Here is a 22,070-nt window from a genome sequence, read left to right as displayed (position 1 = left end):
TTGGGATGTTTTCACCCTTCCGTTTCGAATTTAAATAACACATACATACTCTATGTAAATCATTTTCGATGTATGCATGTCTCCTTTTAACTATTCTAGAAAGTTAAAGGTAATTCCTCTAAAGAACGCATTAAATAGTTACCTTGCCATTTAATTTCTTCACGATTCCCTTTTATTTGTAGTTCAGGCATTCGATTAAACAAAGTAGTAATAGCAATCTTTGCTTCTAACCTCGCAAGTGGAGCTCCTAAGCAGAAATGACTACCATGACCAAAGGCAATGTGACGGTTGTTCTCCCGTGTAATATCAAATATTTCTGGATTTTCAAATACTGTTTCATCACGGTTCGCTGAAGCCAATGCAATAATAACCATATCTCCTTTCTGTATTGTTTGATGGTGAATTTGAAAAGGTTCCGCTGCCCATCTTGCAGTTGTAACCTCAACTGGAGAATAATAACGCAATCCTTCCTCAATAGCCGAATCAATTAGTTTTGGATTATCTTTTAATAACTGTAATTGATTTGGATTTTCAAGAAGTGCTAATACCGTATTTGTAATTAAATTCACTGTCGTCTCATGTCCTGCGACAATTAATAGCATTATCATTGAATATAGTTCCCGAGCGCTAAGTTTATGCCCTTCACTCTCTGCAAGTATTAAAGCACTCACCAAGTCTTCTTTTGGCTCTTTTCTTTTAATATCAACTAAATATTGAAGATATGTAATAAACTCAGATAGTTGTTTTTCGGTCTCTTTTATTTCTTCAGGTGTTTCTGGTGATGCAATAACAGCATGAGACCAAATTCTAAATTTCGCTTGATCTTCTTTTGGAATACCGAGCATCTCGCTTATTACAATAATTGGTAACGGAAACGAATAATCATCCACAAGATTTAATGTACCTTTTCGCTCTATATTACTTATCAAATCATCTGCTATTCTCTGAATTCTTCCGTCTAATTGTGCAATCATCTTCGGTGTAAAAGCTTTTTGAACTAAAGATCGTAAACGACTGTGGTTAGGTGGATCTGAATTTAGCATATGTGTTGTTAAGTGGTCACTATTATCAACGGAAAGATACATGTTCTTTATATCTTGAGAAAACACATTTGTCCAATCTTTTTTTAAACGATTATCTTTTAAAAGTGGCAGAGCATCTTCATATCTAGTAATGAGCCATTCTTTACCGATTTCAACTTGGTTTACAAATAATATAGGTTGTTTTTTTCGCGATTCTTTATAAATTTCATACGCATCTTCTTTAAACTGAGCTGAAGCTAAATTAATGCCATCCTCTATGCTTAACCCAACTTTGTTTTTCATTGACATTGTATTCCCTCACTCTCATTTGTTTTTGAAAACCAACCAACATATGCATTATACTCTAATAAAAACGTGAAAATTGTAAATTTTTAATCAAAATCTTACTTCGTATATTGAAAAATAAAAAAGTGAGAGAGTACAATCGTTTTACTCTCCCACCTCTCTTTATGCGAAGCACATAAAATTACTAATTTGTTGATAGCGATAACTTACTTTACGACGACGACCACCTTGCCAAGTGTAACCTGATACTCCGTTTCTTCTCACTTCAGTCGGAAAGAACCATAAATCCCTTCCAAAAGGTCCAGGACGATGTAAACGTAAATAGCCCCATCTTCCTAAACAGTTACACATCCATGATTTCATATTGCCTGGTTGTGCTGGAGAAGCAAATGTAGACGGTAACGATGGCGCTTGTGACGGTGGTGGTGACGTTGGAGCATCCTCCGCATCATCTGGTCTGTAATCTTCTTGTTCAATATCTCTCACTTCATTTGTAGGTTCATACCCGTAGTCATGTGGATTATAATACATCGCTTGATCATATGGATAATTTTGTTGGTTATACATATTAACAAATCACCTTCTTTTCATTCATTACCTTTATCATTCATATGTGATATGCCCTCTCTGGGAAGCTTATGTATAGCCCAAATTCAACTTAAAAAACTCGTATTATTAAAAATACGAGTTTTTTAAAAATAGAATATTTTTATCATCTCCTTAACTTCACACTATAAAAACGCATTTCATCTAACGAACCTTCAAATTCAAATACTTCTTGTTTAATTAATTGTTTCAAGCGATATTCTAAGAAAGTATCTCCAACCAATTGTTCAACAAGACCAAGTGCTTCACCAATTACTCTAGGAGCTTTGAGGAACTCTCGATCAGCACCCACACTTTTCGCGCATTCAATTATAAATTGATCAAAATAATCTTCCTGTACAGAATGCACTTCATTTTCTTTCCACACTCTTAAACATTCTATGCTTTCCGATAATCTATTCCACTCATGTTCAAACTTCATGCGCTTCTCTTCAGTTAAATAAGGTAACTTTATAAAACTTTTTTGGAATAGAGCTAAACTTTCAGGTGGTAATTCTCCCGTTCCACGAATATCATACTCTTGTTTTAATATTTCTCTGCTTGCTTCAGACGTATTAATTATTCGAATGTTTTTCTTATCCTTTAATTGTGCTATTACAAAACTTAGACCTACATGTTCATGTGCATTATCAGCCCTCCAAATTGTAATAGGCGTTTCAACAGGAATAGTATGTAGTTCTTCTATAGTTGCTATAAATCTTAATAAATATTCTTCTTCAAAATAACTATCATATGCAGTTAAGTTATTTATTAACCACTTCTGTCTTGCTAGTTGCCCCTCATTCGTATGCAACTTATATATCGGTCCAATTGAAAAGAATTCCGAAAAAGCAACAACACTCTCTTCAAATAATTCTTCTTGACTTAACATATATTTCAAGCAACCAGCCGTTGAATCATCAAAAGCAATATGTACGTGCGTACTTTCTTTTACATTCCTTTTATAAGTAGGATTACTTGTTAATTGTTTCGGAATATCCATCAAATTTTTAATTGTATCTTCACTATAGTTTTCTTTTAATAAGTTTAACTGTATGAGAATACTTTGAAGTAAACCTTTAGCCTCATCTTCGTACATATCCTCTACAGCATTTTTAATTTTATCTATCACACAAATCCCTCTATTCATTTCAAAAATAACGTAGATTATAGTGTATCATTTTAGTATAGTTCTTTAAAGTCAAATTCAGATTACTACAGCAATCTGGATTTTCAACAAAAGCTCTCCTTATATTTTTGAATTGCTAAATATTTTTACTTTGAAAATCCTTGTATCTAAATGTATAATTATATAAAAACAAAAATATAGGAGCTATATTTATGGATAAAGTACTTACAAATTATAAACATTACTTAAAAAATTGGAGATTTATATTTATTTGCATACTACCTGCTATTGCCTTATTCGTTACTTTCGATGTCATCTTTGAACTACTGTTTCATCAAAATTTCTACTTATCTAACTTAATTTCTGCTATCATATTATTTTTAATATTTATTAACGTTAAAGATAAATTTAAAATTAAAGGCTAAAAAACACTATTTCAAAATAGCCCTTTATTATTGCATCCTACTATAAAATAAGGCTCATAGTAGATTTTCATAAAAAATAAGAGCACCCTGCAATTGGCTGCTCTTATGTGATTAGAGGTTTTTTCTGAGTATTAAGTAGGACACGAAGATCTTGTCCTACTACATAATATATGCTTGTACTTATTATTTCGTGCATGTATTAAGCACCATGTTCAGGTACTTAATATATGCATAGTCATTGCTAAAAAATCTACTCAAATATTCACTGTACAATTTCATATTTATAAATTAAAAAACATCCTCAATGGATGTTTTTTATCTAACGATTTTAAGCTTCCATAAACTTAGCCGGTACACCAATTCTTTCAACTACAGAAGATATATTAGTAGGATTAATCATTACATTTTCAATACATACTAATTTATTTTCTAATATCCCATTCTCTGTAGTAATAAGTTCTTCAAACCGATCTAAAGTCATTGAGAATTTATGTTCACTTCCACCATTCATACTAACTTTTACATACTTCATAGTGTCACCGCCTTTCATAATAATTTACCTTTCGACAAGAAGGCGCTTACATCCTTTTTATTTACTCTTAGATTTCTCACTTTTACATATATTTTGAGAACGGAAACTACTATTATTCACTCACAAAATTATTGCTAATAAAAAAGATAAAGATAAAAATGCACAAAGTGGAATATATAAACCGGTATCCATTCTTGCAAAGTGCGTATCTTTTTGGCGTTTAAAGATACCAAAATAGTTAAATTCACCAATTACTCTAATAGAAAAGACGATCATACAAATCCAGGAACCGACTTGAATAATAACATTAGGAACTGCAAAATGAACAATATTTGCTTGTTGCAACAAAATTATTGCTGCCATACTTAATAATAATGCAATGAACAATGTCATTCCGGCGCGAGGTGTAAACGCCTTTTCCCCTGATTTAGTTGGAATAACACTATTTGTCCCCCAATTACCTCCGAAAGCCCAATATACATGTAAAAAGCTAACTAAGAATAATATACAAGCAGATATATATGTAATGATAAGCATTTTATCCTCCCCTTATTTCATTTTGGTTCCTACCTATAAAATATGCTGTTCCCCTCCGCAATAGCAACCTTCATTTCATTACATAAAAAAACCGTAATGATTTATCAATATTAAGATAAGTCATTACGGGGTTATTAAACTTCATTATGCATTATACCTATTTCTTCGGCGTTCCATCCTTGTTTGACCTTGAACTGCATTTTCTTTGTATGGATCTATTTGCTCTGTCATTTCATATGTTGCAACTGGTTCTTCGTACTTATACTCATGGTTCTTTTCTGCCATTTTACTTTTAGATTCTTTCCCACCAAACTTAAATAGTTTCATCTTTAATTTCGGCAATCTTGGAAGTCTAATCTTAATTGATAATCTTTTGCGTTTCTTTTTTGGTCCAAGTAGATTTATATTTTCTTTATTATTATCTTTCTCTTTGCGGTGAATGAACATCGCAAGTAATCCTCCTAATACAAGTCCTCCAATTAATAGTAATATATATACATAATGGCTTGTCATTAAACTCGTTATGCGTTCAAGTATGACTAACGACTGTACTTCTTTTATATCCCATAGTAAAGCGGCCCATAATGAGAATAAGCCCAAAGTAAGTCCATATGTACGAAAACGGAATAAACATGGAATTAACGCGACACATGCAGCAATTTTTGCATTTGTTATGATTGAACTTGTTGAAATATCCTGATGCCAAATAACTAACAGTAATGTTATAAATGGCGCATACGCTATCCAGCTGCATATACGTGAATACATCTTTTTAGCAAAATAACTACCGAAACTAGTAAAAAATAAAAGCCCTCCAATATATATAGATTGTTCTAGAGGGATTTGCTTTGTAAGTCCTGCAATTGGAAAGAGGCCGCTCAATAGCATTAAGAGCACATCTAATTTCTTCACAATTCCCCATTCCTTTCAAATTTTTTCAATTAATAAAAATCTTTTTCCATATGATATAGTTTTTGTATTTCTAAAAAACATATTAATCCTGTCTGCACATAAAGTAAATATGTAAACGAAAAGATACTTGACAAAGGATATCCTTATTTACATAAAAAAATGACAAATCCTGATCGATATAACGAGCAGGATTTGTTTACTAGTATTTAAAGTAGAGTAATTGAATCTTTCTTTTCTACCTTTACTACATCTACATCCAATTCATCATCAAATTCTTTAAACTCTCTTGCATCTATGTCAGTAATATAAGTCTTCATTACTTTTTCCATATGTACGGAATATGTCATGTGTACATTCTTTTTCGAAAGCATACTAGAATTACAGCACATGTAATGTATCATTTTAGCGATATAATCCCTTTCTACAGGTTTTACACCCAATGGTAAAATTTCAAGTATATATCGCTGAAAAATCCCACTACAATTAAGTGAATATTCACCAGTGCTATAATACATCCCTTTTTGATCTGCATATAAGCCAATGCTATCTAGAGCATCATCCCGCTCTATTACACCGTAACTTGGTACATCAAAACCTGTATTTATTCTAATAATATTTAAATTTGGAACCTTTAAGACCTCTGGAACAATATCAGGTAAAATATCTATATTAATTTCTTTATTTTGTAACTCTTTTATCCAATATTTTCTCAAATTTGCATCTACAATGAAGTAAACTTGTTCATTTTGTTCTTTTGCATATTGTACAATTTCCATTAATGTTTCGAAAACATATTGTTTAAAAAGAGCCCCCATATCATTTCTCTTTGATGGTTGTGGTAAAAATGCATTATGTTTATTTATATTTAATAATACGTAATCAATCGTTTGCCACTCTGTACTCCCATATAATTTATATAAAATTTCTTTTCCTTTTATTTTTGAAAAAATAGGTAAGAAATCGAATTTCGATATTCGTTCAATTGATAAACTAACATATGTACAAGGTAAATTTATCTTATTCCAACTACGCTTCAAAAATCCTTTTTGTTCTAATAGACTAAAAACACTATTTACAATTGTTTTACGAGATACATTTTGTCCTATAAATAAATTAATAAATGTTGAAATACGGTTTGTTCTTGCAAATCCCTCTCTAATGATTTGTTTTGGATCAATTTTTTCGCGTCCATCACAATTTTTCATTGCGATTAATGCTAATGTCGCATCACTGCGCTCACCCGCGGTAGCATAGACAGCTTTCTTAACATCATCTACAAGATTTGTTTTATATTTTTGGCAATATTGCATTTTATATGGATTTTGTAACACCTTTTCAATATTGTATCTCACAATCTTTAATAACACCGGAAAATCTGTATTCAATACATAAGAATTTTCACCAACTTTAGTCAAAACAATTTTGCTATCAAGTAATGCTTGTTCTATTTCCAGCGCTATATTTTCAGACCAAACTTCTAATGTTAATGTCTCTAATCCTTTTGGTGCAAATAAAGGAAATAATTCATTTTTGTTATTTGTTGCTACCTTTTTACATTCTGGAAGTATTGTGAAATAAGAGAATTTACGCTGAAATTCTTTAAATAAATACTCTCTTTCCTTTACTGTTATACCCGGTTCTATTTTAGTACCTCGAACTTTATAAATTCTCTCATTGTATGGAAATAACACCCTTTTATTTTCCCCTACAATATAATCTTTCGGATATTGGAGAATATGGTCTAAATCCACCTCTCCCCCTATTTGAAAATCATCTTTTAAATTTCTAAATATCTTAATCCATTTCATGCCGGTTGTAGCTTGTTGTATTTTTAGTTTTACAAACCGTATTTTTTTATTATTTGACGCAAACTCTGAGGTAGAAATCAATATCATGCCTCGTTTTCGTCTTAAAAGTAAAGGAATATCTGGATGATTATATTCTTGATATTAAGACGATTTTTATGAACATTTCGTATAAGTGTGATTTAACTGATTAAAGCTATTTTCAAAGAAGACATATCAGCGATAATTTATGTCTATTTCTTATAGGTGTTAGCAAGTTTGTTTGCAAATTTGTTAGCACTTTTTTATTAAAATTGCGGTACAGTTAAAAAATAAAATTCTCATCAATTTCTTCTTTATTTAAATCTCTATATAAAAATGTTAAAATATAAAAATTAAAACAAAAAAGGAGAGTATATTAATGAAAAAAATAAAATTTATATTACTAAGCTTAGTAATGGTACTAATTACTTCTTTTACGCATTCTTCTAATATTAGTGCTGAAAAAGAAAAATACGAGAATTTTTTCCCACAAGGTTCTCAATATGAACAAGGAGAATATGATTCTAGAGCACATCAACCTTTAGCTTATAATTGGTCCAACAACTCACCATATAACGGTACGGATGTAAATAACATAAGATGGAAATATAGGATAACTGGTATGAATTCATTTCTAGGACAACCTGTAGTAGGAAATGACGGAACTATTTATGCTGGGAATATGAATCACAAATTATATGCGTTAAACCCTAATGGTTCACTTAAATGGGAATATACATCACAGGAATCTAATATAAAATCCCCAGCATCTATTGGTGCAAATAATACTATCTATTTCTCTGCTGGCCCCTTGTATGCGTTAAATTCTGACGGTTCACTTAAATGGAAGTCTCAAAATAAAGGGTTTTATCAAACTCCTGCAATAGGAAAAGATGGGACTATTTATGTTTATAGTACTTATGGTTCTAGTTTAGAAGCATATAATCCTGATGGTTCACTTAAATGGAAATCTAATAGTATGTTAGGGAGAAGCACTTTATATTCTACAGGAAATTTAATTGCTGCTGACGGAACAATCTATACCATAACTGGAAGTTATTTATATGCACATAAAAATAACGGTGAAGAAAAATGGAAGCTTAAACTACCTGAAGAGATAAAAGGTAACTATTCTATAGGTTTAAGCGGAGAAATTTATATTACTCTTTCTGAAAAACTACTTGTTGTCTCCCCATCTGGGACGATACAAGCTGAATGGGACTTAAATGAAAATTTATATGGAACCCCTATCATATCCCAAAAAGATGAAGTAATATATGTTGGTGGTACTAAAAATTTATTCGCATTAAACAAAGACGGGTCTATCAAATGGAAATACCCGACTAAAGATTTGGTTACTCTTTCTCCACTTCTAGATAATAATGGGATAATCTATACTGGGGTGAAAAACGATGGAATACACGTATTAAATTCTGATGGTTCACTAAAATGGAAAGTTGACCTTTCTTCTTCACAAGCTGTATTTTCTAATAATAATTCTTTGTCTATGGATAAATTAGGAAATCTTTATTTGTTTGCTCAAGAGTTAGAAGATAATAATAGTAAATCGTATAATACGATTATATCCATAGGTAAAGCTACTGAGAATATTTGTCCTGCCCCCACTGAAGGAAGTGGATATATTGAATGGCTTGAATATAAAATGAAAAATGGTGACCTTACATCTGATGAAATCCAAAGAGCTCAAGAACGCTTGGAAAAAGACTTAGACACCTTAAATAAATTAGCAAATAAATAAAATCCCTGAGATATAAAATATTTTGTCTCATAAAATCAGCAACCACAAATTCTTGTAATTAAGGAAGATACTGAAGAAGACCGATTCCTAATACTAAGTAATTTTAATACACACACAAGAGGATATACTTTTTATTCACATATTCATAGGCTTCATTAGCTATTACAAAGTATGTTTTACCTTCCTTGTGTTTGGGGCGTTCGTTTATCGGACGCTTCTTTTATTTTGTTCGATGAATTTGTTAATTCAAAAATAAAAGCCGCCAACAGGACGACCCCTATTTTTCCCATCAAACTATTCTTTTCTATTGTGCAATTTATATTTGGCACCATTATTAATATGCAATATTGCATATTAATATAATATATATGAATGTTGCAATTTACATTTAACCCCTGTAAAATTTAGGGTGTAAAAACCATTATAGGAGATGTGATTATGAAGAAAATTTTAACTTCACTTATGCTAATTGGATTAGTAGTATTTGGCTTTATTTTACCAAGCAATAATGCAAGTGCAGCTGAAAACACGCCACTTGTCGACAAAGTGCAAATTACTAACATCGGAAACAATGAGTATATCGACTATGGGCAAGGTAAAAAGTATCGAGTTTATGCATATAAAAACACAACATTCAAAGGATATGCATATGACGCAAATGGACAAGCAGTACCTGCTGGTACAACTTTTTACATTTACTTCGATGGCGCACTAAATTTTGCTAAAAAAGATATTTTATGTACTGTAGGAGCAAATGGCGCATTTGAGGGTTCAGTGGAAATGCCTAGTGGTAAGGGGAATTATTCTTTCTGGGCTTCAAGATCAACACACTACTACGATATTGTGACTCTTGGTTATTACAATGGTCCTAACAAAACTAATCCGATTTCAAAAGCAAATGAAAAAACAGTTTATCATTACGCTCAGGGAGTATATCATCCATAAAAAAGAGCCAGCCTATAAGCTGGCCTTTTTTTATTTTATAGAAATATAGACGTTATAAGTCGTAATGTAGTAAGTTTTTCCTTTTAAATCGTGTTCTTTATATTGCACGGATGCTTTCGGTTTAAATACTCAGTTTAGATATGATGAATTAGTAAATATAAATTAAAAGAAGCCACCCAACAGGATAGCTTTCAATGTTTATTTTTTAATGTACTCGTACCACCAGTTTCTTTCATCCATCCAAGCTGTAATCTTATCAAGCTCGCCATTAGGTAGTACTTCAGTTTGTAAGTAAGCTAAACCAGTTAATGGATCAGAGACAACCTTCCCTTTTGTTCCACGCTCATTCATAGCATTTACGACTTCCTGAACCAGTGAAATACCAAACCCACCAGATTTAACGTATTGATAGCCACCATTAGCAACAAATTGTTCTGTTTGTTCCTCTCCTGTAAACCAAGATAATGATTTACTGCCAATCAATTGGTTCAAATCACACTTACCGATACCAGGTACATTACCTGTCTCTGTGTATTGCCAAATATCGCATGCATAAGCTGGCTTATTACCGCCATAACGAGGAATCCAAACAAAGTCAGCTTTTACATTTGCCATACCAAACGGAGCATACATATGATGACCAACGTATAAACCAACTTTCTGAGCACCTAATCGGCGCAGTTCATCAATAAATGCTTGTGTGCCCGCTCTCATATCATTCATTGTTTTTACTTCAACATCTGCAACCCAGACTGTCGCGCTCTTGTCTCCACGGTTCCAGAAGTCACGAGCTTCTATTCTTGCATCATTTGCAGAAACGAAACGACAGAATGCATAGTTACCAAAAGGAATACCATGTTGCTTCATGGCTTGTACATATCCTTTATACAATGGATCTACATAATTTGAACCATCTTGTACACGAGCGATGATGAAATCAATGTATTGCTTTGCTATAGGCCAGTTAATGTCACCATTCCATTTTGAAATATCAATAATTTGTCCCATTACTTAACATCTCCTTTTCTATCTTCTTGTTTTTGTTTACCGCCTAAAATCTCAACTGCATTTGTTAAAGCTTGCGGAAGCGGAATACCCATTCGTCCGGCATTTTCTAAAAGTGAAAGTAATTCATTACCCATGAAGAAGAAAATTGTCGCTTCACGAATAGCACTATTACTTCCTAACGCTGCATCTAATTGAGCTGCCGCTCCGACCAAAAGAAAAAGCACCACCTTTTTGGCGATGCCTTTGAAACCAACTTTACTTTTTAATTCTCCGTTATACCCTGCTGCAATCATGCCAGTTAAATAATCAATAACTGCCATCGTTACTAAGATTTTCAATGTTGCATCCCATCCTCCCAAGAAATACCCACAAAAGCCACCAAATGTAGCAATAAATGCTTTCATTAATACATCAATACGATCCATCTTTCCATCTCCTTATTTATAATAAAAAAAGAGAGACACTTGTCTCTCTTTTCTCAAAAACCATTTAATTGTATTAATCCAATTGATTTTATTTATCTGTTTTATCAAGATCATCCGATAATTTCTTCAAAATATCACGCGCTTCTTTCTTCTCTTCATCTGTTAACTTAGCAGTCTTACTTTTTGCTTCCAGCGATTTAAGTACTTCCATGTATGTACTATCTTTAGTACACACAGTGTCTGTATAAGAATCGCCAATAGCTACTACTGAATAATACGTTTTTTCAGGACCAAAGTAAGTTACTTCTGGAACATATCCCGGCAAGTATAAAGTTCCATCTCTACCAATGATTATAGTATCATTGGTAGAACCAGGATGAAACAATGAAAATGGCATCTTCCATTTTAGCGTTCCATCGGGATTTACTACGTATAATGCTTGTGCTGAATTAACATAAACTACACCATTTTTATCTATTACTGGTGAGTTCCCAACCCCTCCATCCGATAAAGTTTTCCACTTCAATGTGTAGTCTTGATTATATGCAGCTAGCGAGCCATCTCCAGTTATATATATTGTCCCATCCTTCGAAGAGATTGTAGAAGCAGTTATTGAACGCATCTTATCTGGCTTCCACTGCTTTATTAGATTTCCGTCTTTATCAAAAATATGAATGATAGATCCACCATTTATATATAATTCATTGTTTAATCCAAGAGAAAAACCGGGGTTGCCCGCATCCCCCCTAGCCTTTTTATTCCATAATTCTTTACCATTTTTATCATGGGCATATAGAAAATAATTTTCGCCACTTGAAAGTAAAGTATAAATAATTCCATCTTTTGACATCAACATAGAATTCTTACCGCTATTAGCTCCTTCAAACATCTTACTTGATTCCCATTTCTTTGATCCATTCGAATTATAAGCAGTTATTGATTTTGAAGTATATACATAAATTGTACCTTCACTATCTATAATAGGTGTATGTGCAGCTTGTGCATCTTTAACTTGCCATTTAATAGAACCGTCTGGATTCAAAGCAGTCAATTTGCCGTATGCAACATAAATAGTTCCATCTTCCGCTATAACCGGTGAAATATTTGAATCTGTTACATCATCTTTAACCCATTTAATGGAACCAGTTTTATTAAATGCATACAATTTTTTATTGTTGTTCCCAACATAAATCGTCCCATCTCTTCCAATTGCTGGTGGAGCACTAAAAAGTTGAATACCACCATCCTTTTTATAAAGCTTGTATTCCCATTTCACTTTACCTGTTTCTGTTCCCGCATAAGGGGAGTTCTTATTCCAGTTATATCCAAACGGGGATTCAGCTTTTAAATCATACTTCCCTTGTTCAAATTGTTCACCTTGTACACTTGTGGTTTCTGCTTTTGTCATTGAATTAGGATGTAATCCTACCATTAATGCAAGCAGAAGCATCGTTAACATAAACTTCTTTTTCATAATATACCTCCTAAATGCGATATTAAATTGTATGACAACAAAATCATATTTATTATATATTATAATTAATAATTAAAACACTTAAAAACTAATATAAACAGAAATAAAAAAAGACCAGCTATTGCTGCTCCTGCTCTGTTTGCGTATTATTTTCATTAGTTGGTTTTGGTGGTTCTTGTGGCGGATAAGAACTCGTAAGCGATGTATAACACTCCATACAAATGTGCTTTTTCGCAAATCCCATATCTAGTTCATATAGACGTGCTCCACGTTTACAGATTTCGCATCTTGTTGCAATACGGAAATATATCGTTCCATCCGTTTCCCCCCACACCTCTACTTTATTAGCACCATATAAACCGGCATTATTTAGCATATCAAAAGGAATTCGCACAAATACTCCGTTTTCGTTTCTTTCTGAATCTACTAACCTACCAGCAAACGGAGCACCTTGCCCCGCTTGTAAGGGATAACCTTGTAAATCCTTGTAATCATCCATATATTTTCCTCCTAAACGTTAGGTAGCTTGTACCATTGTCCTCCCATTCCCATAAAATAAAATCCATAGCCTTGACCGCCATCAAAGAAACGAATGGACCCAGCTTGGCCCATTCTATTACGCCCTAAATTTATTCCCTGCGTTAGAATAGGTTGATGTATGAATACATCCTTTTCTGTACTTATATCAAAGGTCTGCCCATTATCAGCTGGACCTATGTTGTTATTTACACCGCCTATAGCAATTCTATTGAACGGTTGAAGGCCATCGGCCCTTTCGGCTGCTGCTCGATCCCAGTTATACATAGATGCATATTTACCACTGTATAGCGTTACACCCGATACACAAACCGCTGTCCCTTGTCTCATGTCAGCATTTCCAGAACAAACCTTAATAATTAATGCATGCTGTTGCGGAATATAGTTTGTCGGCACTTTGAAAGTGAAAGAGTATCTTCTGATTTCTCCATAATAGGTAGACGGTTCAGGGAAATCCATTTTTTGTTCATGCCATGTATCGTAACTTACATTGTCTCGGAATGTAACGCAGCATACTTGTAAACGCGGCTTCCCTGTTTTACGTACCCCATTTATCATTGATGCTCTAAAATGAGCAGATAATGTGTATTCATTTCCAGGATGTATCCCATTATTCACGATTGCTTCTGGATAGTTATACATATCTACCCTTGCAGCATTCACCATTTGCTCGTAATCAAATATATGTGTATTCTTTTCTATTACGACATTTCCCCAGGACTTCCAAGTAAGGCCATATCCACCTTCAAATCCATAATAATCTGCATTCCCAATGTTTTTCTTTGTAACACTAGAAAAATCGGGATCTGCTATTAGGTTTCGTCTTGATACTGCAGTTGTTTTTGTGCCCCATTCGTCTTGGAATAGGAAGTCTAGCATTTTAACAGTTACACCATCTTTATCAATGGTTATCTTATCACCATCAATTCTAATAAGATTCGTATCAATGCCTTTTGCAGTTAACCATTTTACCATTGTATCAGCATTAATATTCAGCTTCTCAGCATCGATTGTAATCTTACCAGGTGACATATTAATAGAAGTAATGATACCGTCCTTTAAAATCTGTGCAAGGATTCCTTCATCTAATACCTGTAACTTAGATTCCGTTTTCTTTACATAGGCATTATAGGTCTCATTAATAAAACTTTCCTGTTTTCCGGAAATGATAGTAACGCCTTCTTCATTAGCAGCGATACTTCTTTCTAACTCTGTAACTTTCTGATTGTATTTCTCAGTAGCTACTCTATTGGCGATATCTTCTATCATTTTATCAACATCAGTTTGATCTTTCGGATGTAACCAAAATTCTGTAGCTATAGTGCCACGTTGTAACATGGGTGCAGCACACCATAAACGCCCATTTCTTGTAATGTAATAACGCCATCTCACAAACGCTGCATTGGCAGGTGCTTTATCTGTACATACAGCACGAATCCACGTATTATTTACAACTTTGATATTCGTCCTAGCTGTTTTAACACGAGTTTTTTTGTCAGCCGTCCACCATTCAATTTCAATAAATGCACCACCACTATCAATAGGTGTTTTCCCATCCGTATTGAAATAACCTGATGCAACAAAGTCTTCGTTTACCTGACAATTAATGAATTGACTTGTAAGTCCCCACCAACGATCTTGAGTCTGGCCAGTAACAGTGATTGAAAATGTATTCATACCTTTGTATTTTAAATTCGTGTCAACAGAGCCAGTAGCTCCATTACCACTATTCCAAAACCAATATTTTTGCCCTAGCTTAAACTCAGCATCACGTAACTCGTTTACAGTACCTAAACCACCTACATAATTTTCAACATCTTTTATTTCTACTTTTCCTTCCAAAGCTTTTGCAGTAGTTTCCCAACCTGCTTTAGCCTCTTGTAACTGCGTACCTTGTTTGGTTTGTATTTCTTGTAAACTAGTAACTTTTTCTCTAATACCGTCTGCTGTTTTCTCTACAGTAGTAACACGCTCGCTAAAATTGACTTGTGTTTTTTCTACCGTTTTAATACTTTCTTTAATACCATTCACACTTTTTTCAATCTCGCTTGTTTTCTTCGTGAATTCATCATTCGTTACTTGATTTTCTGGAGCTGGTGTCCAATCCTGTGGCCTATTACCTTTATATAAAGCGACCCATTCTACAACGGATTTTGTAGTGTTACTTGGAAAGTTATATAGACTCAACTTTCTTTCATTACCACTCGTTGCTGCTACGGCTTTAAAAGTTACATAGGTAATTCCATTCGCATAAACACTTATTGCATATCCAACATTATTTGAACCACCATTCTGCCAAATTCCAAATTTCTGGCCTTGCGGGACACTCCCTTTAATTACAAAAGTATATTCCTCACCTGCAACAAAATTTTCAGTTAGAGAATATGGATTGATTAGATAATCTGTTTTTTCATATTTGACGTTTGAATCTAATAACAGATTACGCCCTCCAGCTTTATCGTTATTAACTTTCTTTTCTACAATCTCCAACTTCTCACTAATCTGGCCAGCCTTTTCTGTAATTTCAGTTGTGGTTTTCTTTAGATTATTAGTTGTTTGCTGCACCTCAGAGAGGGTCTTTTTCGTACCTTCAGCAGTCTCTACCACTGTATTTAATTTTTCAGTGATTTCACCGTCTTTTTTTTTTAGCGATTCAATAGATTTAGTAAAGCCTTCGTTGGTTTGTTTCATTTCAGAGAAAGTTTTGGCAATTTCACCTTGAGAATTTTGTACATTTTTAATAGTTAAAGAAACTTCTTGAAGGTTTTCTGTTACTTCCTTGAATTGACCAGCAGTTTCTTTTTGTGCTTCCTCCACTTTCTTATTTAATTCTTCTTTTGTAAGTTGAATATCCTTATTAACCTGCTCCATAGTTTCTTTCTTGATAGTTTCTGGATCAGGAATAAGTAGCTCCCAACCATTACCGTTCCACACTTTTAAAATACCCGGTTTACCTTTGCTAATGTCTCGCCACAATGTCTTACCTACTATAAGATTATCCGTCGGTGGATTTTTAGCTTCAATAATATTTACCGTATTATTTTTTAGGTTTTCCTGGACCTTTTCAGCCAGTTTCTTAGCGGATTCAGATTCTTTTTGAGCATTATTTGCTGTTACAACAGTTTCTTTAACTAACTCATCTAGCCGATTAAGAATTTCTTGTTTACTACCTAATGAAGCCAGGACTTTATTATAGAGCTTACGTAATTCTTCATTAGCATCCACAATTTCTCGATAATCTCCGAATGCATATTTATCTTGTGAAGGATCAGTAAATGACTCATCACCAGCAATTGCTCTTGCTTCTAAATAAAGCTTCGGTGTAAACCCTGTATCTTTTATTCGGATTGTATCCCCCTCATTAATTAGCTCATGAGCTAGTCCAAACACACGCCCTATACTTTGTGCTTGAACTTCATATATATAAGATGTATTGATCCGTTTGGCTAGTTCTGTTTTCATAAGAGTTAAAAGACGTTGTGGTGTTATATCTTCTTCTGTTTCCGGTGTATAAAAGCCAAATTTATGTTGTCCTCGTTCATTCCATCGCTGAAATGCATCATTGTCTACAAGATAAGGAACTCCATTATTAATACTAGAGATGGTTATAAAGTCTCCACCTTCTTTTTTTACGAACCCTAATAGGGCTGTACAGATGTTTTGGGAATTCTCAATTCGTTTGATACCCATCAAATCTTTACCAAGAGTTACTTCTTTGCCTGTATCACGACCTCGCTTTTTCACCATATCTACATAACGACCAACAATTTGAGACCCTACAACTTCCGCGCGATATTGAATTTCTAAATCGAATAAGGAAGCAATGTCTTTTAAAAATTTCAGTGGATCTATGAATTCATCAATCGTCATAGCGTGGAAGCCAGCGTATTCTGTTTTCCCCCTTTTCCACTTCGTACCCACAAGAGCTATATCGATAAACTCATTGACTGTTTTACCTACAATCTTCTGTGGATTGATAATGCCAGCTTTCGCGAGTTGAATCCATTCACCAGATGCATAAGCAATGACTGATCTATCATCTGAATCTTTCTCAGCTTCAGTAATTACATATGGAACAATGCGACCATCACGAACTTCTTTTAAAACTAAATTTTGCTGCATGAGTGTCGCTGCATGATCTGTATTATCAAATACTTTAAACTCTAAAGTATCAATGTTATTTTTTATCTCCCAATGTCGTTTATCGTCCCAATAATCTTTTGGTTGTATATTGGAAACAATTTGACTCGTTTTAAAATCAACAACATGTAAGATTCCACTTGGTGTCCTCATCTAAATCGCTCCCTATACATTACTTTGGCTGTTCCGACAGTTGAAGGCATGATTTCTAGTTTATTCGAACCCTTATGAATAACAGGATAGTCACTAAATATATCTTTTAGATTAATAGCACTTTTACCATTTATCGTTACAAGACTTCGCTCAGTATCAATAACTACTTTGTCACCAACATCAAAGATATAAGGAGGATTATTTTGTGTATTCATGTTAACCTTCCAAATTTTCAAATCGTCAATAGACATTTGCGAACAAAACATGTTGTTAGAGAACTGAGAAATGCTGATTTGTACTTGAGTGACTTTATTCATATTCACGTTATTTTCATCAAACCAGACAACGAACCTTTCAGCATCATCGATTTCAGTACCTAATATAAACTTAGAAATATACGCTTCCCATCTATTACCGGTCCTAGCGAGCCATAATCGCCCTCTAAAATTAGTCCAAGTATCTGGATGATCTCCATGTTCATTAATTAAAACTTGCCCACCAGGTTTCTTACTGTTCCCCACACTAGCAAATCCACTGTTTTGCTCGGCTTCCCATTGGACATCACTCATTGATATACGGGCTACATAATCGCTATTTTCATCAAGAAGACCGATTTCCACACGCCCCATTTGATCCCAATGATAACTATTAATATGTACGTAAGCTTGCATGATAAAATCCTGTAATGGTCCTTGTGGAATATTCTTTTTGGCTATGCAACCATGCCATCCTTTTACTGTAGGTTCACCTAGATACTCGGCCATAAAACGGTATCCATCTGATTTAAACTTTCCTCCACCAGTCATGTCCTCAGTTTTAGGTACATCCGTCCATCCTATGGTTGTTCCCATCTCGTCCCATAACACACGTTGATTTCTTTCAACTGGAACTTGGTCTGCTTTTAATGGATATCCAATGCGAAAATAATTCGTTCCATTCCATACATCAAGAAATGTAGAAGGTTTTGTCACTTCAACCTCTATAATTGGATTGGATTCTACACTTCCTTTGTTTTGAAAATTTGCTATTAACCCACGCCCATCCATTTCAAATTCTACTGTTTTAGTAGGTCCTAACTTATATGGCATCGGACAAACAAAATTCAAAGTACCTTTACCTAAAGCAACAAAATCCTCGGGATCAAAATCTTCATCAATAACTGCTAGGTATGTCCTATTAGGTGTTACATCAAAGACTAATTCAACAGGTTTTTCTGTAATTAACCACTCTGCTATTTCTTCTTTTAATGTTTCTAGGTCAGATCCATCAGGAACAATAATTCCGACCGGAACAGGTAAAACTCGCATTTCAGTTTCTGTCGTTAATAATCTTGCACCTGGATAACCTGGAACACTTAGAAATTTTCGTTTTAATGGCGCCCAAGCTGGTCTTTTCCATCCTTTTTCGATTTGAATAAAATCCTTACATATATTGTTAAATGTAAAAGAACTCATACCGTCACCCCACTTCTCTCTAAAATAAAAGAAACCCAAACCTAAAAGGCTGAGTTTCTTTTTGCTTCTCTTTCTTGATACTCGGTTGTATAGCGATAAGTACCGCGTGCCACGTCTCTTCCTTCTAAATTAACAGGCACTTCAATAACTAAATCTCCACCCAGCATTGGAATAACTTCACCACTAGAAGACGAACCAGATCCGTAATTAATCACTTGATTTGATACGCTGCTTGCCATAGCTTGTCTACTATTTGACATGCTTCCATACACACCACTCATGACACTCTTTAATCCTGATAATTGACTCACAGAACTAGCCATCATACGGCTCATATCACCCATTAATTGATTTATTTCTCCCGGCATAATAAATTGTTGTCGTGGCATGGCTGCTACGATTCCTGCGCCAATATCTCCAAGTGTCTTTTTATTCAATGGTAAAACCGCTTCTTTTCCGGCTTCTCCTGCACCTTGCAAGTTTCCACCATTCATTCCGAAGATAGTTGGTTTAGTGAAGATACCACCTTTTGCGCGCCAATCTATATTTAGTCCAGAAGGGAATGTAATATCTTTTCCTAAAATATTTTTTGTACTAGTTTGCAAGCTAAAGTGTGGAAGAGGTGGCATCTCAGGTTTAGGAATCTTTAACTTCAAGTCACTAAAGAAACTCTTGATTTTCCCTATAAACTTTTCTACACTGTCAACTGCATCTTTTATTGGATCAATAATAAAACGTTTAGCTGCTTCGAATTTTTCTTGTGCGGCACTCTTTACGGAATCGAATTTTTCTTTAGCTGAATTATATAAATCAGTGAATTTTTGTTTGGCTTGATTATACGTCTCAGTGACAGGATCAATTACATATTTCTTCACTAAATTCCAAGCTGTAAGTGTATAAGATTTTATAGATTCCCAGTTGCTTAATATCCAATTTGCTAATTCACCAAGTTTTTGCTTGGTTGTATTCCACAAGTCTTGAACAGGTTGAATTACATACTGTTTAACCAAATTCCAAGCCATAAGAGTATACGATTTAGCAAGTTCCCACTGTGAGCTTAACCAAGAAATCAAATCACTGAATTTTTCTTTTGTTGTACTCCAAGCTTCCTGGACTGGCTGAATAATATATTGCTTAAGTAATCCCCATGCAACTTGAGCCACGGCTTTTGCAATTTCCCATTGTGTACCAAGCCATGTAACCATTTCGCTAATTTGTTTACTCACCCAATTGTAAGCTTCTTGGATTGGTTGAATAATATACTGACTTATCGCTGCCCACGCAATTTGTACCCCTGCTTGGATTAATAACCAACCTGCCTCTAGGACCGTAGAAATCAATGAAATGATAGGGTCTAAGACCGTAAGTACAGTATTCCACGTTTCCTGCCAAGCTTGTACGAGTGTTCCCCACAATTCAGAAGCTGTTGTAACTAAAGAAGTCCACCAAGAAGACGCCGTTTCAACAATTCCGGACCATAAACTACTAAAAAATTCACCTATCGGATCAAAGAAACTATGCATCATTTCAGTGAATGAAGCCCAAGCTCCAGAAAAGAATTCAACAATAGAATTCCAGGTAGTACTACATATCTCACCTATACCTGTCCATAAATCGCTGAAAAATTGACCTATCGGATCAAAAAATGCATGCATTGTTTCTAAAAATGAATTCCATGCTTCACTAGAGGATTGAACGATGCCATTCCAAAGTTCTATTAAATATTCTTTAATAGAATTCCACATATCTATAGTCCACTGTTTTATAGAATCCCAATTTTTATAAATAGCAATTCCTAGAGCCACTATAGCTGCGATAATAATAGGGACAATAGCAACAAGTCCAGCTGCTGCTAAAGCTCCAATTTCAAAGAAGCTCATGACTGTCATGACTATAGGAGCAAGCGCTAAAATCGCACCAGAAATAACCCCAATAGCTACTGCAACAGCTGTTAATGTGGCTGCTAACTTTGGATTGTTTGAAACCCATTCAGCTATTTTGGAAATAACATCCGCTATGACACTAAGAACTGGCTGAAGCGCAACTTGTAAATCCTGCATCGCTTTTTGAAATTTAACCGCTGGGTTTGCATCCATTTTCTTAATAGAATCATTCAGTTTATCTTGTTGCTTCCCAAAATCAACTGTTTTCTCTTTCGCGCCTAGCAAAGTATTAATGATGTTTTGCCCTTGATCTTCATACATTGTCATTTTGTTATCGTAAAGGCTTTTTATCCTCTACTTCTTACAGTTCATTTCCTGTAAGTTCGGCATACGTTTTCACTAATAAGTGTCGCGGTCTCGTGGAGGGGTTATATCTTTTCACCCTCTATGCTCTGCCCCTGACTATACTTTGTATAGCCTTCGGTTCAAATTAGGATTCGCACCCTCTTTGCTTTATACCGCGATTTTACTTCGGCACAATTCAGCATCTACCGAAAAACTTAACACCTAATTCATTACGCTTTGTTTCATCCTCAACTTCTGATAAAGCCTGTGCAATTTCAGTCATTGCTGCCGATCCATCTTTACCACCTTTAGCTACTGCCTGACCCCATTTTTCAACTTGTTCTGCTGAAATTTTTGTGCCTTCAAGCGATTCTTTCATAGCTTTATCGACACCTTGACCGAATTCAGCCGCTTTAATACGCCCTTCTTTTAAACCATCTAAGAGATTATCAATCATTTACATTCAACGTGATTCGCAAGGTCACGCCCGTTCTCTATGAACTGCTATACGTCACCGTATAGATTAGACTATATCTTCAACTACTTGAGTTGCTCCCCGTTTCGAGTGTCATATGCTTACACCCTACGTCTTTCGACTAGTCGTTGCACGTTCCTTAATTAAAAGGCTTCGCTCAGTATTGTCTCATTTGAGAGTTTCACTGAATTAAAGGAG

17 protein-coding genes and 1 pseudogene are annotated in these 22,070 nt (G+C 34.4%); 3 read left to right on the top strand and 15 right to left on the bottom strand.

What is annotated here, in order from left to right:
- Nucleotides 1-95: 95 nt before the first annotated feature.
- From DN399_RS12790 to DN399_RS12780, 3 genes are all read right to left on the bottom strand, one after another.
- Complete coding sequence (locus DN399_RS12790; RefSeq protein WP_000062124.1) at nucleotides 96-1,331, bottom strand: cytochrome P450 family protein; 1,236 nt, start codon at nucleotides 1,329-1,331, stop codon at nucleotides 96-98.
- Between the two features lie 159 nt (nucleotides 1,332-1,490).
- Entirely contained in the window at nucleotides 1,491-1,895 is a 405-nt protein-coding gene (locus DN399_RS12785) for a hypothetical protein (protein WP_000282680.1), read from the bottom strand.
- A 145-nt stretch (nucleotides 1,896-2,040) separates the two neighbouring features.
- Entirely contained in the window at nucleotides 2,041-3,045 is a 1,005-nt protein-coding gene (locus DN399_RS12780) for a DUF1835 domain-containing protein (protein ID WP_088363627.1), read from the bottom strand.
- A 209-nt stretch (nucleotides 3,046-3,254) separates the two neighbouring features.
- Between DN399_RS12780 and DN399_RS12775 the strand changes: the two genes are divergently transcribed.
- Nucleotides 3,255-3,467, top strand: a complete 213-nt coding sequence (locus DN399_RS12775) for a hypothetical protein (RefSeq protein WP_000362067.1) — start codon at nucleotides 3,255-3,257, stop codon at nucleotides 3,465-3,467.
- Between the two features lie 328 nt (nucleotides 3,468-3,795).
- On the opposite strand, the gene DN399_RS12770 is transcribed toward DN399_RS12775, so the two are convergent.
- The 4 genes from DN399_RS12770 to DN399_RS12755 form a co-directional block, all read right to left on the bottom strand.
- Nucleotides 3,796-3,999 (bottom strand): hypothetical protein, encoded by a 204-nt coding sequence (locus DN399_RS12770; protein ID WP_149149663.1) that lies wholly within the window; start codon nucleotides 3,997-3,999, stop codon nucleotides 3,796-3,798.
- 120 nt (nucleotides 4,000-4,119) lie between these two features.
- Nucleotides 4,120-4,536 (bottom strand): DUF3995 domain-containing protein, encoded by a 417-nt coding sequence (locus DN399_RS12765; protein WP_000905571.1) that lies wholly within the window; start codon nucleotides 4,534-4,536, stop codon nucleotides 4,120-4,122.
- Between the two features lie 144 nt (nucleotides 4,537-4,680).
- A complete protein-coding gene (locus DN399_RS12760; protein WP_006926091.1) occupies nucleotides 4,681-5,448 on the bottom strand; it encodes a DUF3959 family protein in 768 nt (255 codons plus the stop codon).
- Nucleotides 5,449-5,654: 206 nt separating this feature from the next.
- Nucleotides 5,655-7,337: an RNaseH domain-containing protein gene (locus DN399_RS12755; protein ID WP_025710282.1), complete on the bottom strand. Its 1,683-nt coding sequence runs from the start codon at nucleotides 7,335-7,337 to the stop codon at nucleotides 5,655-5,657.
- 316 nt (nucleotides 7,338-7,653) lie between these two features.
- Here DN399_RS12755 and DN399_RS12750 point away from each other — a divergent pair, with 316 nt between their 5' ends.
- Nucleotides 7,654-9,033, top strand: coding sequence for an outer membrane protein assembly factor BamB family protein (locus tag DN399_RS12750; RefSeq protein ID WP_149149662.1), 1,380 nt, complete (start codon nucleotides 7,654-7,656; stop codon nucleotides 9,031-9,033).
- A 438-nt stretch (nucleotides 9,034-9,471) separates the two neighbouring features.
- Nucleotides 9,472-9,978 (top strand): hypothetical protein, encoded by a 507-nt coding sequence (locus DN399_RS12745; RefSeq protein WP_016118526.1) that lies wholly within the window; start codon nucleotides 9,472-9,474, stop codon nucleotides 9,976-9,978.
- A 198-nt stretch (nucleotides 9,979-10,176) separates the two neighbouring features.
- On the opposite strand, the gene DN399_RS12740 is transcribed toward DN399_RS12745, so the two are convergent.
- The 8 genes and pseudogenes from DN399_RS12740 to DN399_RS12705 form a co-directional block, all read right to left on the bottom strand.
- A complete protein-coding gene (locus DN399_RS12740; RefSeq protein ID WP_149149661.1) occupies nucleotides 10,177-10,986 on the bottom strand; it encodes a GH25 family lysozyme in 810 nt (269 codons plus the stop codon).
- Nucleotides 10,986-11,411: a phage holin family protein gene (locus DN399_RS12735; protein ID WP_065703361.1), complete on the bottom strand. Its 426-nt coding sequence runs from the start codon at nucleotides 11,409-11,411 to the stop codon at nucleotides 10,986-10,988. Before DN399_RS12735 ends, DN399_RS12740 begins: the two co-directional genes overlap by 1 nt.
- An 88-nt stretch (nucleotides 11,412-11,499) precedes the next feature.
- Nucleotides 11,500-12,885, bottom strand: a complete 1,386-nt coding sequence (locus DN399_RS12730) for an outer membrane protein assembly factor BamB family protein (protein WP_149149660.1) — start codon at nucleotides 12,883-12,885, stop codon at nucleotides 11,500-11,502.
- A gap of 118 nt (nucleotides 12,886-13,003) precedes the next feature.
- Entirely contained in the window at nucleotides 13,004-13,384 is a 381-nt protein-coding gene (locus tag DN399_RS12725) for a hypothetical protein (protein WP_149149659.1), read from the bottom strand.
- A gap of 11 nt (nucleotides 13,385-13,395) precedes the next feature.
- Nucleotides 13,396-17,715 (bottom strand): phage tail spike protein, encoded by a 4,320-nt coding sequence (locus DN399_RS12720; RefSeq protein WP_149149658.1) that lies wholly within the window; start codon nucleotides 17,713-17,715, stop codon nucleotides 13,396-13,398.
- On the bottom strand, nucleotides 17,712-19,169 hold the full coding sequence (locus DN399_RS12715; RefSeq protein WP_149149657.1) for a distal tail protein Dit: 1,458 nt from the start codon (nucleotides 19,167-19,169) through the stop codon (nucleotides 17,712-17,714). The genes DN399_RS12720 and DN399_RS12715 overlap by 4 nt, the downstream gene beginning before the upstream one ends.
- A 41-nt stretch (nucleotides 19,170-19,210) precedes the next feature.
- Complete coding sequence (locus tag DN399_RS12710) at nucleotides 19,211-21,379, bottom strand: phage tail tape measure protein (protein WP_149149656.1); 2,169 nt, start codon at nucleotides 21,377-21,379, stop codon at nucleotides 19,211-19,213.
- A 223-nt stretch (nucleotides 21,380-21,602) separates the two neighbouring features.
- Nucleotides 21,603-21,851, bottom strand: a pseudogene (locus DN399_RS12705) (hypothetical protein); the annotation flags it as partial.
- Between the last annotated feature and the right edge of the window lie 219 nt (nucleotides 21,852-22,070).

It is taken from the genome of Bacillus sp. AR4-2 (genome assembly GCF_008274865.1).
Classification (GTDB): Bacteria; Bacillota; Bacilli; order Bacillales; family Bacillaceae_G; genus Bacillus_A; species Bacillus_A cereus.
Note: the sequence above shows the minus strand (reverse complement) of the source record. Positions and strands in the feature narration are given on the sequence as shown.